Annotated in this window: 11 protein-coding genes and 1 riboswitch; all 11 genes read right to left on the bottom strand. The window is 28.1% G+C overall.

Features of this window, described 5'->3' with window-relative positions; genetic code table 4:
• Positions 1–4: 4 nt before the first annotated feature.
• The gene (locus V3255_RS01945; RefSeq protein WP_341516204.1) at positions 5–2134 is read right to left on the bottom strand and encodes a P68 family surface lipoprotein; all 2130 of its coding nucleotides are present in this window, start codon (positions 2132–2134) and stop codon (positions 5–7) included.
• Positions 2135–2152: 18 nt separating this feature from the next.
• Entirely contained in the window at positions 2153–4336 is a 2184-nt protein-coding gene (locus V3255_RS01950) for a P68 family surface lipoprotein (RefSeq protein WP_333503864.1), read from the bottom strand.
• A 346-nt stretch (positions 4337–4682) separates the two neighbouring features.
• Positions 4683–6836: a P68 family surface lipoprotein gene (locus tag V3255_RS01955; RefSeq protein ID WP_337898737.1), complete on the bottom strand. Its 2154-nt coding sequence runs from the start codon at positions 6834–6836 to the stop codon at positions 4683–4685.
• Between the two features lie 853 nt (positions 6837–7689).
• Complete coding sequence (holA, locus tag V3255_RS01960; protein WP_341516205.1) at positions 7690–8622, bottom strand: DNA polymerase III subunit delta; 933 nt, start codon at positions 8620–8622, stop codon at positions 7690–7692.
• The gene (locus V3255_RS01965) at positions 8541–9677 is read right to left on the bottom strand and encodes a ComEC/Rec2 family competence protein (protein WP_337892310.1); all 1137 of its coding nucleotides are present in this window, start codon (positions 9675–9677) and stop codon (positions 8541–8543) included. Before V3255_RS01965 ends, holA begins: the two co-directional genes overlap by 82 nt.
• A gap of 167 nt (positions 9678–9844) precedes the next feature.
• Positions 9845–10321, bottom strand: a complete 477-nt coding sequence (locus V3255_RS01970; protein ID WP_333503860.1) for an MAG0490 family ComEA-like DNA-binding protein — start codon at positions 10319–10321, stop codon at positions 9845–9847.
• Positions 10322–11054: 733 nt separating this feature from the next.
• Complete coding sequence (locus V3255_RS01975) at positions 11055–12764, bottom strand: ABC transporter permease subunit (protein WP_333503859.1); 1710 nt, start codon at positions 12762–12764, stop codon at positions 11055–11057.
• Positions 12745–13530 carry an ATP-binding cassette domain-containing protein gene (locus V3255_RS01980; protein ID WP_277446959.1) on the bottom strand — a complete coding sequence of 262 codons (786 nt, stop codon included), beginning with the start codon at positions 13528–13530 and terminating at the stop codon, positions 12745–12747. Before V3255_RS01980 ends, V3255_RS01975 begins: the two co-directional genes overlap by 20 nt.
• The gene (cypl, locus tag V3255_RS01985; RefSeq protein ID WP_333503858.1) at positions 13508–14800 is read right to left on the bottom strand and encodes an ABC transporter thiamine pyrophosphate-binding lipoprotein p37/Cypl; all 1293 of its coding nucleotides are present in this window, start codon (positions 14798–14800) and stop codon (positions 13508–13510) included. Before cypl ends, V3255_RS01980 begins: the two co-directional genes overlap by 23 nt.
• A gap of 67 nt (positions 14801–14867) precedes the next feature.
• Positions 14868–14959: riboswitch (TPP riboswitch) on the bottom strand.
• Positions 14960–15753: 794 nt separating this feature from the next.
• On the bottom strand, positions 15754–16179 hold the full coding sequence (locus V3255_RS01990; protein WP_337903120.1) for a restriction endonuclease subunit S: 426 nt from the start codon (positions 16177–16179) through the stop codon (positions 15754–15756).
• Positions 16098–16928 (bottom strand): restriction endonuclease subunit S, encoded by an 831-nt coding sequence (locus V3255_RS01995; protein ID WP_341515987.1) that lies wholly within the window; start codon positions 16926–16928, stop codon positions 16098–16100. Before V3255_RS01995 ends, V3255_RS01990 begins: the two co-directional genes overlap by 82 nt.
• Positions 16929–17187 lie beyond the last annotated feature (259 nt).

Raw genomic sequence — 17187 nt, forward strand, 5'->3', positions numbered from 1 at the left:
TAGATTAATTTTTTTCTCTTCCAAATTCAGGTCCTAAATTTTGGCTCAAAGAGTTTAAAAAACTTTCAAAATTAGGAACAGTACCATTGGATGCCTTAAGTGATTGCATTTGCGCAACGGTTGAGTCTAAATTTGAACGAAATTTAGAGGATCTAGCATCAGCATTATCATAAACAAGTGAATATTTAGCTTTAGCTTGTTCGTTATTAAAGCGACTAAATTGCTCGAGCGCTAACTTTTGACCTTTGTTTTTTGGTTTAGAAACATCTGGACTTAGCGTTGATTTTAGCGTTAATAAATATGAAGTTGCTTTTGAAAAATACTCAACAGGAGTTATTTTTCCGAATTTGTCCCCAAAGTCAACTTTTTCAGTTAGGATTCAATTTACAAAAGCCTTAACAGCACGGTCTTCTTTTTCATTTGCGTGAATAAAAATTAAATCAGGGCCTTGGGCAGCAACGGCAGTAATTTTTGAATTATTGTCAAATTTGTGCGGTGCTGCTAAAATATCCATTTCATCTTCGTTAAGCGAACTTGAGGCTTCTGTTATTTCAACGCCATTGTACCCGGTAATTACAATTGGCTTAAATTTTTCTTCTTTATCAAGAACTTTGTATGATCCTTCAATGATTCCAGAAGGAACCTCATCTCGGTCAGTAAAATAAAACAACTCTTTTTTCGGGTTTTTTTCTAGAAGACTTTTAATTTCAGCTAAAATTGATTGCTTAATTTTAACGGTGTCTTTACCATTAAGCGCCTTAACCTTAATTTCTTTTGAGATGTCTGCTAAATCTGATTCCTTAATTACTGCTGAAAATCTTGCATTTGGGCTGTAAATATGTTCAACATTTTCGTGAGTAAAACTTACTTTGTAATTTTTGTCGTTTGCTCTTATATAATTATGGTGAAATCCAGCTGTTGATCCAATTGAAAAAAGTTGTTGATGATTACGGAAATAAGTTGAATTATATTCACCAGGAGTTGTAAAATAAATTGACTTATCAGCCATTCCTTTGGTAATCAGGTCATAAACTTGTTTTAAATTTTTGTATCTATCTGATTCAGGTTTTTTGAAAAATGATGTATAACTAATAAGATTTTCTTTTCGATTTAAAACGGTAACTTCTTTAGATTTATCATTTTCTGACAAAGAACGTGAAAGCCCATAAATTAAAGTAGCTGCATTGTCAATCCCTAAAACTGATTTTGCCGCGGTTAGACTTGAGCCTTCAAGTGCTTTTGGAAAAGCTTTGACAATTCTTGAAGATAATTTCTGTAAATCACTAAAGTTTTCAATGTCAGATTTTTTAAACTCATAACCAGAAAGTCCATCTGGGGTTGACGCATATTCTTTTCAAAGTTTTTGAATTTCAGCAACATCTTTAGTTTTTTCAGCAGCTAATTTAGTAAATTCTTCAAAAAAAGCTTTGTCTTCAGGTTTAATTTTTGCTGGATTAGTTGAGTCTTTTGTGGCTTGGTCAATAATTCAGCCAAATAAAACTTTATTTACATATAAACCTTCAGAAGATTTTCCAAATGGAAGAGTGTAGACTCCTTTTTCGTCAAGAAACGGAATTTCTGAGTTAATTTGCAAAAAGTCCTCAATTCCTTGCTCTTTTAGGAATTTTTTAGTAATTTTTTCATTTTCATCAGTTGGATCTTGATCTGATTTTAAATCAGTAACAATCGGAAATGTCATTGAATATTTATTTACAATTGCCAATAAAGATGAATAATTTGTAACAATATTAGGTAATTTAAGTCGATCTTTTGTGTTTAAAAAAGTGTCAATTGAATTAGATGCCCCTGAATACCCCCCTTGAAAGGATTGCTCTTTCATTTCTACAAAATCAGGTTTATCTTTTTGGGTTGTATTTCAAAGTTCGATAATTTTATTTAATGCTTTAATTTCATTTCCACTTGAAGAAAAATTGTGACCAAAAACTAACTTACCATCTTCAGGAGTGTCGAATGTAAATCCTCTAACTCCATTTGAACCGGACACAACACCACAAGAAGCCATAATTCCAATTGGTGTTAAAACTGATAAAGAAGATAAGAAAATCCGACTAATTTTCTTTGCTATGTTATTTTTATGCCTTAATTTTGTACCTTTTTTACTATGTGTGTTCATTTTTTTCTCCTTAGTATTTTATTTTTGTGTATTTTTTTCTGTTTTTAATTTAACTGATGCCCCAATATTCTCCTTTAGAATTCTAAGAAAAGTATTAAACTCAAGATTTAAATTCGGGTTGGCTAAAAACTGATTGTAAAGTTGAGAAACACTTCCTAGAGTTGCTTTTCGGAAAGTATTTGAGTCAATCCCGGCAGGTTCGGTAAAAACTCTATATTTTTCAGGGTTTTTCAGCTGATTTTGGAATTGTTCATAAGCAACTTTGAAAGCATTATTTTTTGCAAAAGCTGGATTTTGATCAAAATTTGATTCCAAATTTGCCTTAGTTGGATTTATGTTTGAAGCTGAAAATGCTAAAAAATCGCTCGGAGTTACAGTCATTTTTTTGTTATTTGGCCCGTCAAATTCAATTTTTTCCGAAATAAATCATTTAACAAAGTTAAGTGTGGCTTCATTTTCAACTTCATTATTGTAAAATCCGATCAAAGATGGGCCTTGGGACGTAACGATATTAAATTTATTTGATTCCTGTGTTTTTGAAGGTTCGTTGAGAAATTCTAACTCGTCTTCATTAAGTTTTTGGTGTGATTTTGAAAAAATAAAGGCATTTTCAGGTTGATTAAAGAGTTTAACTTTGTTTTTTGTTGATTCAACATAAAGTGAAGAGGTGTTTGAATCTTCTTTTGTTTTATCAGCAACTCACTTGTCAAAATCAGAATCAATTGCTAAAAAATTAAAACTGTTTAAATTAGTCTTTGATTTTATAGCATTTTTTATTTTTTCAATTAAATCTTTGTCATCAGTTTTGCTTAAAGAAATTTCATTTTCTTTGACAGAAAATGCATCTGATTCATAAACATAACCGGTCGAATTATCTAAAATTTGGTGAACTTTTGCAATTGCATTTGAAGGCATATTTTCTTCACTTACTATTTTTCAAATTTTAGATTTTGAGCCAACCGGGTAGTCAAAAGTTTTTTTATTAACTTTTAGACGTAAAAAATTTTGTCCTTGTTTTTCAAAGTTACGCGAATAATCACTTGTTGAAGTAATTGCAAAAACTAATTGGTGATTTTTTAAAAATTCGCTAGCTTTAGTTCTGCCGCTTGTTGGACCTAGTAATTTATTTTTTACTAAATCTGACAATATTTCATAGGCTTTTTTTGTATTTTGGTGATTTGTGCTTGATTCGTCAAAAAGATTTGTATAGTTGAGCGAGGCACCATCAAGATTTTTAAAATAACTTGACTTTTCATACTCACCATCTGCCTGGGCAAATGCTACAAAAAAGAACAGTGCGGCTGTGTCATTTAGTCCGAGTAAAAAGTTAACTTTTTCAGTTTGACTACCTTTTTCGGCATCAGGGAACGATTTTCTAACTCGACTTAAAAAATCAATAAGGTCTTTGTAATTATTGAATTTTTCAAAACTAAAAGTATAGCCATCAAAACCGCCTTGATCTAAAGGAAAACTTTTGTACTCTCCTCAGACTTTTTTGATGTATTCAAGATCAGTTTTTTTTGGATCTAGATTTTCAACTCGTGTTTTGTCAGATTCGCTAATTTTAAAATTAGGACTTGTTTTTGCTGATTCTAGTATGTATGATAAAACTGGTTTGTCGAGCAAAAGCGCCTTTGAAGTTTTTAGTATTGGTAAAAAAGCTAGTGTATTTTGGTCAATTCCAGGTACATTTTTTGTTTCTACCAGAAATCTTTCATCATAACTATTTTTAATAGTCTGGGCTAAATCGCTTTGGGAATTTAGATCCAAAATCATACCGTGTTTGTTCAAACTAGCTGCCAGAGCTGGGTAATTTAGTGTTAAATTTGGCAGTTTTTTTGTATCTTTAACTTGTAAAAATGTTGTTAAATTAGTTTGATCATCGATGTAATTTGCCGCGATATTTTCTAATTTTGCCGGTAAAAATCCTGCCTGTTTGTCTTTAACTTCGGATTTTTGGTTTCATTTTTCAAAAATTGCTTTTAGAGCTTGAGTTCGGGGATCTGTAAGTCCAAAAATTACGCGAAAATCGATTGTATTGTCATTTTCGGTTTCAAAATGAAGTGGATTGTCTTTTTGTGATTTTAATTCAGTGTGATTTGCATTTGAAAAACAGGATGTCAAAATAGCCAAAGAAGAAACCGGCCCTAAGCTAATTGCTGTTTTTAAAAATATTGACTTAAATTTGTTGATTTTTTCCATTGTTGTTAAATTTCTTTTTTAATAAGAAGATTTGCAGTATCTGTAATTAGTGTTTATTTATTTTTTAAAAGTGACTTTAATTTTTTAATTTTATTGTTCCAAATTGTTCTCCTGTTAGTTTTTAAAATAAAAAAGCACAACAATAAATTATCTTAATTTACTTAGTCAAAACTTTAACAATTTAGACCAACTAACAATAAATAATTTCCAGTTGTGCTTAACATTTGAGATTATTATATAACTTTTTAGAAAAAATTAACAAAAATTACGTTTTTTTCTTAAATTTGTTGAATTTTTTTCAAATTAATTAAACTTTAATTTAAAAAAGTTAAGCTTTTACCCAAAATTAACTCACGCTTGCTGAATTTAATTTTGTCTTCAGCGCTGTTAAAAATTTCTCAAAACTTGCCTGATCTTGGGATCCATCAGCAACAAGACGACCCATTTGGTTTAGGGTTGATTTTACCTCAAGACGGATTAGCGCACTTCTTGAGTCAACTGGGTCCATATAAAATGAGTTGTGCTGCGGGTCATCATTAACGGTTTTAAAATTTTTAAATGCGGCTCTAAAAGAATTATTTTGCTGAAATTGTTCAGTATTAGACAAATTTTGGCCAAAAACTTGTTTTGTCGGTGCTAGATAATTTCCACGAAATGCAACATATTCACTCGGACTACCATGATATTTTGCCTCTCCAGATTGGCCTTGGTATGTAAAGTCTTGTTTGTGAGTTAGCATTCATTTTAGGAAATTTTTTGTTGCAATATCTTCTTCGGCATTTGAGTGAAAAGCGATTAAATCTGGACCTTGGTAAGTATAAATGCTTTTTGAATCACTGCTTGAATTTTTAATTGGCTCTTGGAGGAAAACAACTTCATTTTGGTTTAAGTGTTTATCCCCACCTGGATTTTCAACACTGGCATTTTTTAGTAAAAAAATGTCGTTTTTATCATTTTTATTTGTAAGATTAATTATTTCTGAGTCAGTATTTTTAATTTTTTCTTGGTAAAACTTAGAAAAATCTTCACCAAAAACTAAGTAAGATTGACGAGAATCTTTTGCATTAGCATCAACAAATTCCTTTACTTTTTTAGCTTGACTAGTGTCTTTAGGATCTAAATAAACATTTGAATCAGCATAAGTTGAACTTTTAGTCTCATTTATTAACTGGCTAATTTGACTTGTTAAGACATTTTTTAGTTCATAAATTGCTTTTTGGGAATCTTTTTGGCCTGTACCTAGCTCACGAATTTGGTATGCTTGGATTTTTGAAGAAAATGGAATTTTTTCAGTTTTGCCATTTACTTGGAAAACAAAATTAGAATTTGACTTTACAAACCGGCGTTGATAATTACTTGTTGAGGAAATTGCCATGGCAAGTTGGTGATTATTCATCAAATTGTTGGCAAAACTTTCTTGGGAAAACCTTCCTGGATAAAAAATCGCATCTGATTTAAAAAGATCTAAAATTTGTTCATAATTTTTCTTTGTATTTTGATAACTTTGCGAATTTTTGTTAAATAATTTATCAAAACTAACTCGTTCTAATTCTTTTGATTTTTCCCTTGTTACCTCAAACATAAACTTAGAATAATCCCCGCCAGCGGAGCCAAAAATTTTGGCAAAAGCTAAATTTTCAATGTCATCAGTCCCAAAAGGAAAATCTCCTGTGCTAATGTCAGCTGGTTTTAATACAAATCCTTGTTTAATTCTTTTGGAAAAATCAAAAACTTTATCATAATATTTGAATGTCTCGTGGGAAAGTTCAAAATTCTGTCAAGGATTAGGATTTTTATCGTCAAAACTTCGCGGTGCTCAGAGCTTTTTAATATGTTCCATGTCTGAGTCTGGCAAAGAAAACTGCTCAAAAAAACGTTTATCTTCCGGAGAATCTGCAATTTTAGCACCATTTTTCTTTGCATTTTCAATAATTCAGGCCATAACAGGTCCGTCTATAACTAAAGTCTGCGAAGATTTAACAAATGGAATTGTATAAATTCCTTTTTCATCAAGAGTTGCTATTTGAGTATTAGATTCGAGAAATTTTGGATGATAAGTATCTTTTATAGCCTGGGCTAAATCTGGGAATTTGTTTAGATCTAAAAGCATTTTATGTTTAGCCGCACTTGCCGCAACAGCTGGATAATTTATTACAAGATTTAGGGTTTGATTTTTATCATTGGCAGAAAAAATTTGCTCGAATTTAGCAGCCATTACGGTGTAATCTTTGTCATAATTTGGAGTTAATTTAATTGGCAAATACTCGCGATTATTTTGATCTTTAACTTCAGGTTTTTCATTTCAAAGTTTAACAACTTGTTCTAAGGCTTGAAATCTTGGCTGTTTTTCATTTCAACTTGTTACAAATTGAAGCTGCCCGTCATTATTTCCGTCAAATTTAAATTCCTTAGCATTCGTAGTGCCTAATGTACAGGATACTAAGGCCAATCCCGAGATAAGAACCGGTGAGAATAAAATTGGTTTTGCTAGTTTTTTCATAGTTTTTTGATCCATCTTTTTTTTGTTTTTTGTTTTTAAAAATAAAAAATCACCTCAAAAAATAAATTGTTTGAATTAAAACATGTTAATAAAAACAAACGGTAAATTTTTTGAGATGATTTTAAATTTGCCATTATTATAGCACAAAGTTTTCAAAAAGAAAAAAATTTTAAAATTTATTTTTAATGGCCTGAGTTTGTCAGTTTGATTACAAAAATTCACTTTTTAGCGAATATAAAATATTCAAAAATACCTGTAAATCGGTGCTTTTTGACCTAAACTCTTAATTTTTATTGATGTAAATTTAACCCTTTGCAAAAAAAAAAAAAAAATGTTTGGTCTAAGAAAAAATTATGTTATAATAAATCTCACTTAAGAATAATTAATAAATTTGGATTTTAGAATTAAGGGGGAATTAATTATGTTTTTTGTCTAATAAAATTAGATAGCGCGAATTATCCATTATATTTTTAAATATGATGGTATGCCTTGAATTTAACCGTTTAGAAATCTACAAATTTAAGGCTTTTGGTTATTGTTCTTTCAAAACTTCATATATTTTTTTAGGCTCAATGTAAGTAAAAACGAGTCTTTTATTTGCATTGAGTTTAAATAGCAGTTGTATTTTTTTATGATTTTTGTTGTTTTATCGATAAATTGATTTTTGCTGTGTTTTAAAATAGGTAATTAATTTTTGCCAAAAAAGTTCAAAAAGCGCCCAAAAAGACGCTTTTTTTAAGATTATCTCATCAAACTGGGGAACTCTGGATTTTTAAAATTTATTTTTAATGCTTTCTTAACTAACAATTTATTTAAAAACCCACCTTTTTTGCAATTTTGGCTATTAAATCGACTATCTTAAGGCTTGGAGCAAGTATAATTCAAAGGCTATTTTGTTATTAATTTGCGAAGTTTTGATTTCTGTATCTAATTTTGCAAGATTAATTATTAATTTTTCAATTTTTTTAATTCCATTTTTATTATATAGTTCGACTGCTTTTTTAAGTTGGAAATCAGAAATATTAAGACTCTTAGTGATGTAAGAATCTTTTTTACCTGCTTTTTTATGTAAAAAAACTATAAAACTAAGCAATAATTTTGAGTTAATTTGTCCTAATAACAAGCCAATTGTGTGCCCTTCTAATAATTTTTGCCGGTAAAATTTTAGAACTTTTACTAAATCAAAATCAACAAAAGATTCAATAAAGCCTCAAGTAGAATATGATGAATAATCGCTTATATATTGGCGAATTATTGCTGAATTTATAGGTTTATTTAGAGTTTTTAGCTTTGCAATTTCATTATAAATAATTCAACCATTTAGAGGCAAGACTGATTCAAGCTGAAAAATTTTGGTTGTTTCTAATTCAACATTAAATTTTTTGACCATTTGAGCAATAAATTGACCAACGTTTTGTTTTGTAATTTGCTGGACTTCAATTATTTTAGTGGCCTGAGGAGTAAAATGCTTATAAATTCATGAATTTTTGAGAGCAAAATTGGTTAAATTTTCATCAAAAACATATTTAAATATGATTGTGTGTTTTGTCTTTATAATTTTAGAAGCTAATAGGTTGTTTAATTTTTCATTTTTTGAAAAAAGCAAAAAATTATTAAAAATTAATACTTTTTTTTCGTCAAAAAGTGATGAACCTTCAAGGTTTTCCTGTATAAAATCTACTGAATCATTTACAAAAAAATTTATTAATAATGAGTTTTTAATTTCTGGGAGTCTAGAAATTTTTTCTTGGACAAGGAAATTGTCGCTTCCAATGATGAAAAACATACTAATGAAATTATACATGAAATAATTAAAAAAGCTAAACTGGATTGAATATTTAAAGTTAAAATTTGAAATTCCTGGATATAGCCAACAGTTTGGATAAAAAACTTGCTAATTCACTCAATAATTTGCGGATTAAAAATGAATATAAGCAAAATTGCGTATAAAAAAGTAAAAAAACCGGTAAAAACAATCGTATTTAGTGGAGCCATAAAGTTGTAATACGAATTTAAAAAAGTTGAAAAAATACTGCTAAAAAAATTTATAAATAAGAAATTAATAACAACTTTGTGCCAATTTTTTGGAAAATTTATTTGATTTATTATTGTTATTATAAAACTGATTGCAAATGTCAAAACAAATCCTAATGAGTAAAAAATTAAAGGATTTATAGATAAAATTAAAATTCCGCTTATTGATAGAAGTTCTATTTTATTAAATTTTTTATTCAAAAATAACTTATTAATTTCAATCAGACCTCAGAATAAAAGTCCTCTTAAGAATGAAATTGAAAAATTGAACAAAAATAGTTGAAAAATCAAAAAACAGAAAAACAAAGGTTTGTATATAAATTGCCGTATTTTCAACGTTTTGGAAAATCAAAAAAATAATTGTTTAAAAAGGTTAATATGAAATCCTGAAATGACAAAAATTTGGTAGACTCCAAGATTTACTAATATTTTTCGAAATTCACTAGCATCTGCCGGAGCTTCAGCAATAAAAATCATCGGAATTAACTTTTTGGAATAATTTTCTTGAATTGAGAAAAATTTTCTAACTTTTGCAAAAATAGTATTGCTTTCTTCTAAAAAAGTAATTTTTGCATCTTCTAAAACTAAAAACGAACCTTTAGACTTCAAGTACGAAACAAAGTCAAAATCTGATGTGTTTTTAGGTCTGACAAGTTTTCCGCTCAGTTTTAATAGTGTTCCAATTTCGTATTGATTGCCCCGGATAAAAATTTTGTCACTCTCAAATTTTACAAAATTTCCAAAACTAACTTTATCAACAACTTTACTTTCAAAACTAACGCTTGAATTTGCGATTTTTGGAAACATTAGTCAATAAGATACTAAAAAAAATAACAATAATAACAGCAAAAAAATAATTTTTTTAAATTCACCAACAAAAATTAAAAATGAAACTGATAAAAATAATAACACAACTCAGGCAATTCTAAAATTATCCACTAATAAAATTGTAAAAATACAACTTAAAAAAATGGCTAGTCAAGAATAAAATTTTCTTGAAGAATTTTTAAAGTTGCCGAATCAAGATGCAAAGCTCATTCAATTTCTTTTCAAGTTGTTTGTTTATTTTTTGATTCTTTTAAAAAAGCATGTAATTTTGTTGCTATTTTTTTGTTAGTGATAATTTTTTCTAATGCTTTTAGGGTGATTTTGTTTAATGTTGATTTTTTTTCTGCAGGTTTTAAGGAAATTTTTTGGTCACTTGTAACTTCTAGTTCGGACTCATATTGGCTAGTGTCATATCCGCGAATTACATCAAAATCGGCAAAAATTTGTCCTCATTTTGTTCCATAATTGAAAAATTTTGTACCAGGATTGCGAACTCCATGTAAAATTGTTACAGAAATCTGTTTCTTTGGCATGGCATGAGATTGAAGTTTGTATGCCAAAAATGAGAATCCAGCAAGAGATCCAGCCAAAACAATTAAACTGATAACCTGTATTTTTTTCATGTACTTAGTTTAATTTTTTATCTAGTTTTTGCCTAAAAAAGAAAAAAAACATGAAAAAATATTTGTTTTTCATGTTTGCATTTATATTGCTAAAAGAAATTTAATTTTAAGGATAAAGGTTATAATAAATATCCTGATTTTCCAGTTTGATGGCAAAAATTCACTTTTTAGTGAATATAAATACTGAAAATACCGGTAAATCCGTGTTTTTTGACCTAAAATCTTAATCTTTATTATTTTGAAATTAACCTTTTGCAAAAAAAAAAAAAAAAAATGCTTGGTCTAAGAAAAAAAATATGTTATAATAAATTTCACTTAAGAATGATTAATAAATTTTGATATTGAATTAAGGGGAATGAGTTATGCTTTTGTCATAAAAAATCAGAAAATGCGAATTTTCCATTATATTTGTAAATATGATGGAATGCCTTAAATTTAACCGTTTAGAAATCTATATAAATTTAGGGCTTTTGGTTATTGTTCTTTCAAAACTTCATATGTTTTTTTTAGGCTCGGTGCAAATAAAAACGAGTTTTCTTTTTGCATTGAGTTTAAATAGTAGTTGTATTTTTTTTATGGTTTCTAATTTTAATCATAAATTGATTTTTGCCAGTGTCTTAAAATAGGTAATTAACTTTTGCCAAAAAAGTTAAAAGCGCCCAAAACGGACACTTTTTAAGATTAGCTCATCAAACTGGGAAACTCGGGAGAAATTTAACTTCAAGGATAAAAGTTATAATAAATATTTTTTTGCGGTAACATTAAAAATCATATTTTTCAATTTGACCATAATCGCGAGTATTTTTTTAAAATAATTGTTTTGAATAGATATAATAACAATTTCGATAGATAAAATTAAAAACCATGCTACTCATGAAAAAGTAAAAAATGCAGTTCTATCACCGGCAATACCTGTCTGGGAAAGGGTTGAGAGCTTTTGCCCCAATAAGGATCCGCCAAAAATTCCATAAAGAAGCAAATCATGAATTGAATCTGAAATTTGAACCGATAAATATTTAAAATATTCCTTATAAATTAACGGGAAAATATAGTGAGTTATTGTCTTAAATTTACTTCATTGCCGAAGTCTTAGCAATTTGTATTTTTGCCAGTCGATTGAATTAAGAGTTTCGTTTAGTTTTTTTGCCATTCCAAGTCCGTTTTTAATTCCAACAAGAAATGTCACTCATAAAATTGGTTGAACAGCGAAGCTAAGGAAAAGATAAAAAATAACAATTGACGGGATTATTCTAAAAAAATTAAGCAAGAATTTAAAGAATGATCATTTAATTCAATGGTTTAATTTTTCATTTGCAGCCAGTAGTCATAAAATTGAAACTACGGCAATAATTGCAAGACAGACAATAACTTGAGCTAAAAGATTTCAAACCATGTAAATTGGATTGTCTAATTTTCCTTGCAGAAAAACACTTCAGTCAATAACAAAAAGTGATCCAAAAAAACGATTAATTTGATGGCGATTAACATTTCATGATTCGATATCTAAAATGCTAATAATGAATAAGGCCAATATAATAAATCCAAAAAAAATCCGTAAAATTCAATTGTAATTTACTTTTAACCATAAAATATATTTATTTTTTTGGTTTACATTAACAGATTTTTTGTGTAATATAAATTTATTAAAGAAAATTATTAAAAATTCCAAAAAAGTAGCAAAAACTAATAAAACTGCAAGAGGAATTCCAACAATTTTTCAACCTAATGCAGGATTTTGAACTCCATCATTAATTAAAATTCCAATCCCAATAACACCAGTTGCTGAAATAATCGTTGTTCAGCGAATATTTGCTTCAAAACTGAATAAAAATAGGCCAAAAAATTTATTAATTACAAAAGGTAAAATTTCATTTTTAAATGCAAAAAAGCGATTTTTCCCTTTAATTATCGCTTTTTGATACCCACTTAAATCAAGCGAATTTAAAAAAGAATAAAAATACCGATGTAACCAAATTCAAGAAAATCAAGTCACAATTAAAATTGCCGCTAATTTTGGAGCAAAAATAAGTTGTAAAGGATCAATTATAAACGGAATTGGAAAGGATTTAAGAATTATAATAATTCATCAAATTATGCTTTTTAAATATTTATTTTTAATAAATTGCGAGCTAAAAAGCGCTGAAAAAAAAGCAAGAGTTGCACCAATAAAAGTGCCAAGAAATGTGTATTTAATTGTGATTCATAAAAATCTCATACTTAAAGAAAAAACTGAATCACTATAATAAGGGTGTTTGTTTGAAAAAGCAAACAAGTCAGTTAAATTTTTTTTAAAAAGGTTCCAACCATTAAAATTAATTTCGGAAAAAATTGAGTAAAAAGATACAATAAACAAAACTAAAAAAACAAATGTGAAAAAAACTTTTGTTTTTTTAAATCTTTGGTAAGGCTTGTTTTTAAATGCGCTAATGATTGTCATCTTCATTGTCATCCTTACCAAATATTGAATCTATTTGTTCTTGGTCAATATCTGAAAATGAATTATAAAAGTTAGCGTTTCCATTGTTTATTAGTAAAATTCTGCCATCATATTTTTTCACTAAATTAATATTATGAGAAATAATAATTGTGATTGAATTATTTAATTTTCCAAAATTAATAATTAAATCAATAATTTTTGCAGCTGTTTTTGGATCAAGAGCCGAAGTTGGCTCATCAGCAAGAATTATTTTTGGGTGGTGTAACATGAGCTTTGCAATTTCAACTCGCTGTTGCTGACCTCCAGATAAGTCCTGAAAAATAGAGTAAATTTTTTCTTCCAAACCAAGTTGACTCATAATTTTAATTATTTGTTCTCGTTGGCTTTTGGTTGGAATCGCAAATAAACTATAAAAAATATTTTTATACTTAGGTAAATTTTTTGCTAAATTTAAATAAACACTTTGAAAATTTATTGAAGTTGGTGTTTGGGTAAGATATCCAACTGTTTTTAAAAAATTTTTTTTATTTTTTTTGTTTTGTTCTAATAAATTTTGTTCTTGCCAAATTAGCTTGCCTGAAACAAAAATATTTTGTAAAATTGACAAAAAAAATGAAGACTTACCTTGCCCACTTGGACCAATTACAAATAAAAGTTCTGTATTACATAACTTAAAATTAAGGGGATTTATTAAATTTTTTCCGTTTTTGTCATGTCTAAATGAAAAATTTTCAAAAATTAGACAATTTTTAGTTTGATTTTGATTGGTCATAAATCTTACGGAATTCAGGGTCCTGTTGATTTATTTTTCGATAACCATTGTACCCAACGTTTGGACCATATTCATCTTTTCCGTTTTTTGCCATGTTAACAAAAGCTTGAGAAATTAAATCAGCTTGAAGTTTATTAAAAGTTGGGCGGTATGAACCAATGTCGTATGAAGCAGGGTTTGTTAGCATAAAAATTTCAACTTTAGAGTCTGGTTTAGAGTCTGTTTCGCTTGAAGTATATTGTTTTGAATCTTTTTTATTTTCAGTTCAAGCAAAAGAAGCCTCATCATCAAAAGCGATTCTAAACTTTGGATCTTGCCCAATTGTATAGCCGCGTCCTTGAATATATCTATCTGAATGTCCTAGCCGATCTTCATTTAAACTAGCTGAACTAAAACTTGAACCAAAATGTTTTTTTAGAATAAAATTCTGCATTTTAAATTTTCCAGCAGAAGTTAGTTTTCCATGAATTATTCCATAATTTCTGAATTTAGGTCAGTCTTTATCATGTCAACTTTTTTTAATTTCAGCTCTTGTTTTTTCATCGCCATAAATCATAATCATACCACGGTAATATGAAATTATTTTTCGTGGGTTTGAATCATCATATAAAAATCGATAGGCAATTTTGTCTCATTTTTGCGCATCATTTGGGTCACTTGACCATTCATTATAAGGGGTTTTATTAAATAGTTCATTTAATTCTTTTGCACCTTTATATAATGGGTCATTTTCTGTTCCATTGGTGTAAAAAACCGCCGATTCAGGGCTATTTTTAAATGCTCATGTTAAAGTTTGTAGACCATTATAAAGTTGTTTGTCTTGGTCATCCTCGATAGTTGTAGTTGCATCTGCAATTGCAAAATCAAGCGCATTTTCTGAGTTATTTGATGATTTTAATAGCGAAAGTTTTGCTTTTGCATCATCATTTCCAACAAAATGAAAAGTTACATCAGGCAAGTCTTTAGTTAGTGGATTTGCCTCTTTTAGTTTCTTAAATTCTTCTGTTAAATTGGTAAGAAAATTATTAACACGATCAGGTTCTTCTTTAGTTTTAAGTTGAAATCAACTTTGACTTAAACCAAGGTTGACTTTTGTATCTCATGTTTGAGCTATTTGCTCTGGATTTGTTTGAGCTAGTTGCTCAGGATTTTGATCTGCACCATGGGTACATGCAGAAATCACTAATGGTACTGTTAAAAAAGAAGAAAGAAAAGATAATTTTTTTAAAAAATTTCTTTTTTTAGAGTGAAATTTATTTTTTTTCGTCATTATAAACAATTTTCCTTTTGTGTTTTAGTAAACAAGGTGTTTTATGACGATTTTAGCATTTGCTTTTAAAGAAAAAGGACAAACTCGTTACGCTAGTATTACCTAGATCAACTTTTAAGAGTTTTTCTCAGCCCAAAACGGACACCTCTGTTTACCTAATCTAAATTATAGCATAATCATTTAAAAAATTTAACAAAAAATAGCATGAAAAAACAAAATTTTTTTCAAAAAATTCATTTTCTAATTAAATTTAAGGATTTTTAACAAAAAGCAAAATTTTTTTATATAAACATTTTAGTGATAAAACTTGTTTTTAAATTTTTTAAATATTCAACTCCCCAGTTTCCCAGCTTGATGGTAAAATTCAATTTTTAGCGAATATAAATACGCAAAAATGCCGGTAAATCCGTGTTTTTGACGATAAAATCTTAATTTTTATTATTGTAAATTTAACCTTTTACAAAAAAAAAAAAAAAATGTTTGGTCTAAAATAAAATTATGCTATAATTAACTGTACTAAGAATAAATTAATAAATTTTGATATTGAATTAGGGAGGAATCAAGGATGTTTTTTGTATAAAAAAATCAGTTAGTGCGAATTATCCATTGTATTTTTAAATATGATGGAATGCCTTAAATTTAACCGTTTAGAAATCTATAAATTTAGGGCTTTTAGTTATTGTTCTTTCAAAACTTCATATGTTTTTTTAGGCTCAATTTAAATAAAAACGAGTTTTCTATTTGCATTGAGTTTAAATAGTAGTTGTATTTTTTTATGATTTTTGTTGTTTTGTCCTAAATTGATTTTTTCCAGTGTGTTTTAAAATAGGTAATTAACTTTTGTCAAAAATCTTAAAAAGTGACCAAAACTAAACCAGGATACTTTTTTAAGATTATCTTATTAAACCGGGAAACTCGGGAAATTTAAGCATTTTTAACAGAAAGCATTTTTTTTATATAAACATTTTAGTTATAAAACTATTTTTTAAATTTTTTAAATATTTAACTTTTTGCTCATAAGCGAGAATTAGTGAGTCAAAAGTCTCAAAAAGTTGCGAAATTTTTTGTTGTTCAGCAACATCTGGGGTGAATTTTAGCTCAATTTTGAGTACATTTGAGCTAATTAAATGCGGGATTGTGCTTTGAGAAATAAATTTTTTGGAATTTTTTTCGAACTGAATTGCAAAAAGTGTACTTTCAGGATATTTTTTTGAAGTCAAGATTCCACAATTAGAGGTTGCAAAAAATTTTTCTTCAATAAATTTAGCCGATCCAGGATTTCCGTGAGTTGAAAAAATTATTCTTTTTTGCGCCAAATATTCGTTGTAATACCCAAATATTCCTTGATTTTTTGTTTGTGATGAATAAACCGGGTAGATGTAGCCTCTCTCTCTCTCTCTCTCTCTCTCTCTCTCTCTCTCTCTACAGGTCTAGTTTTTATTTGGTTTTTGCTTAGTGTTTGCCCTCGGGAAATCTCGAATAAATTTTTAACTTGATCAGTAATTCAGGCTGATTTGAAACCTTTGAATCTAATTGAAGGAAAATCTGAATTTAAATTAGCAAACATTTTATTACTGAAATCATTTTTAAGATTTTTCAGGAAGTGGATTTTTTCTTCAAGTTTATTAGCTAAATTTTCAAAAGTTTCAAAAAGTTGTGAAATTTTTCTCTGCTCGCTGATATCAGGGGTAAATTTTAGCTCAACTTTGGCCATTTCTGAACTAATTAAATGTGGAATTGGCCCTTGGGTAATATGATCGCGAGTGTTGTTGCCGATTGCAATTGCAAAAAATTCATTTGCTTTGTACTTTTTTGAAATTAAAATTCCGCAGTCAGCGGTTGCAAAAAATTTTTCTTTTCGAAAATTGACAATTCCAGCATTACCACTTGCTGTCCATGTTATTGCATTTTCAGTCAAAAAATCTTTATAGTAGCCCAAAATTCCGTTATTTTCTATTTGTGAAGAATAAACTGGATAGATATATTTTGTTGAAACAAACGGGCGAAAATATTTTTTGGTTAAATTACCGCTTCGATTTATTAAAAATAAGTCCCCTACTTTTTTTGTTAGTCATGCTGAGTCAAATTGTTTAAATCTAATTTGTGGGGAACATATTTTTTTTAACATTGTATATCCTTAAATTAAAAGAAAAAATAATTTAAATATTTTACTACAAATTCATCAAATCTAGTTTAAACAATATAAATTTAACTATTTTTAAATAAAAGTTAATGTCTTAATTAAAAAATTACCTTGAATTTAAAAACACTGTCAAGAAAAAATTTTTGCAAAAAATGTAATTTTGTTATCTAATTTTTAATTTTTTCCAAAACTTAGACAAAATTAAAATTTATTATAAGATTTTACATTTTTATAAATAAAAAAA

This window comes from Mesomycoplasma ovipneumoniae, from assembly GCF_038095975.1.
Taxonomy (GTDB): Bacteria; Bacillota_I; Bacilli_A; order Mycoplasmatales; family Metamycoplasmataceae; genus Mesomycoplasma; species Mesomycoplasma ovipneumoniae_C.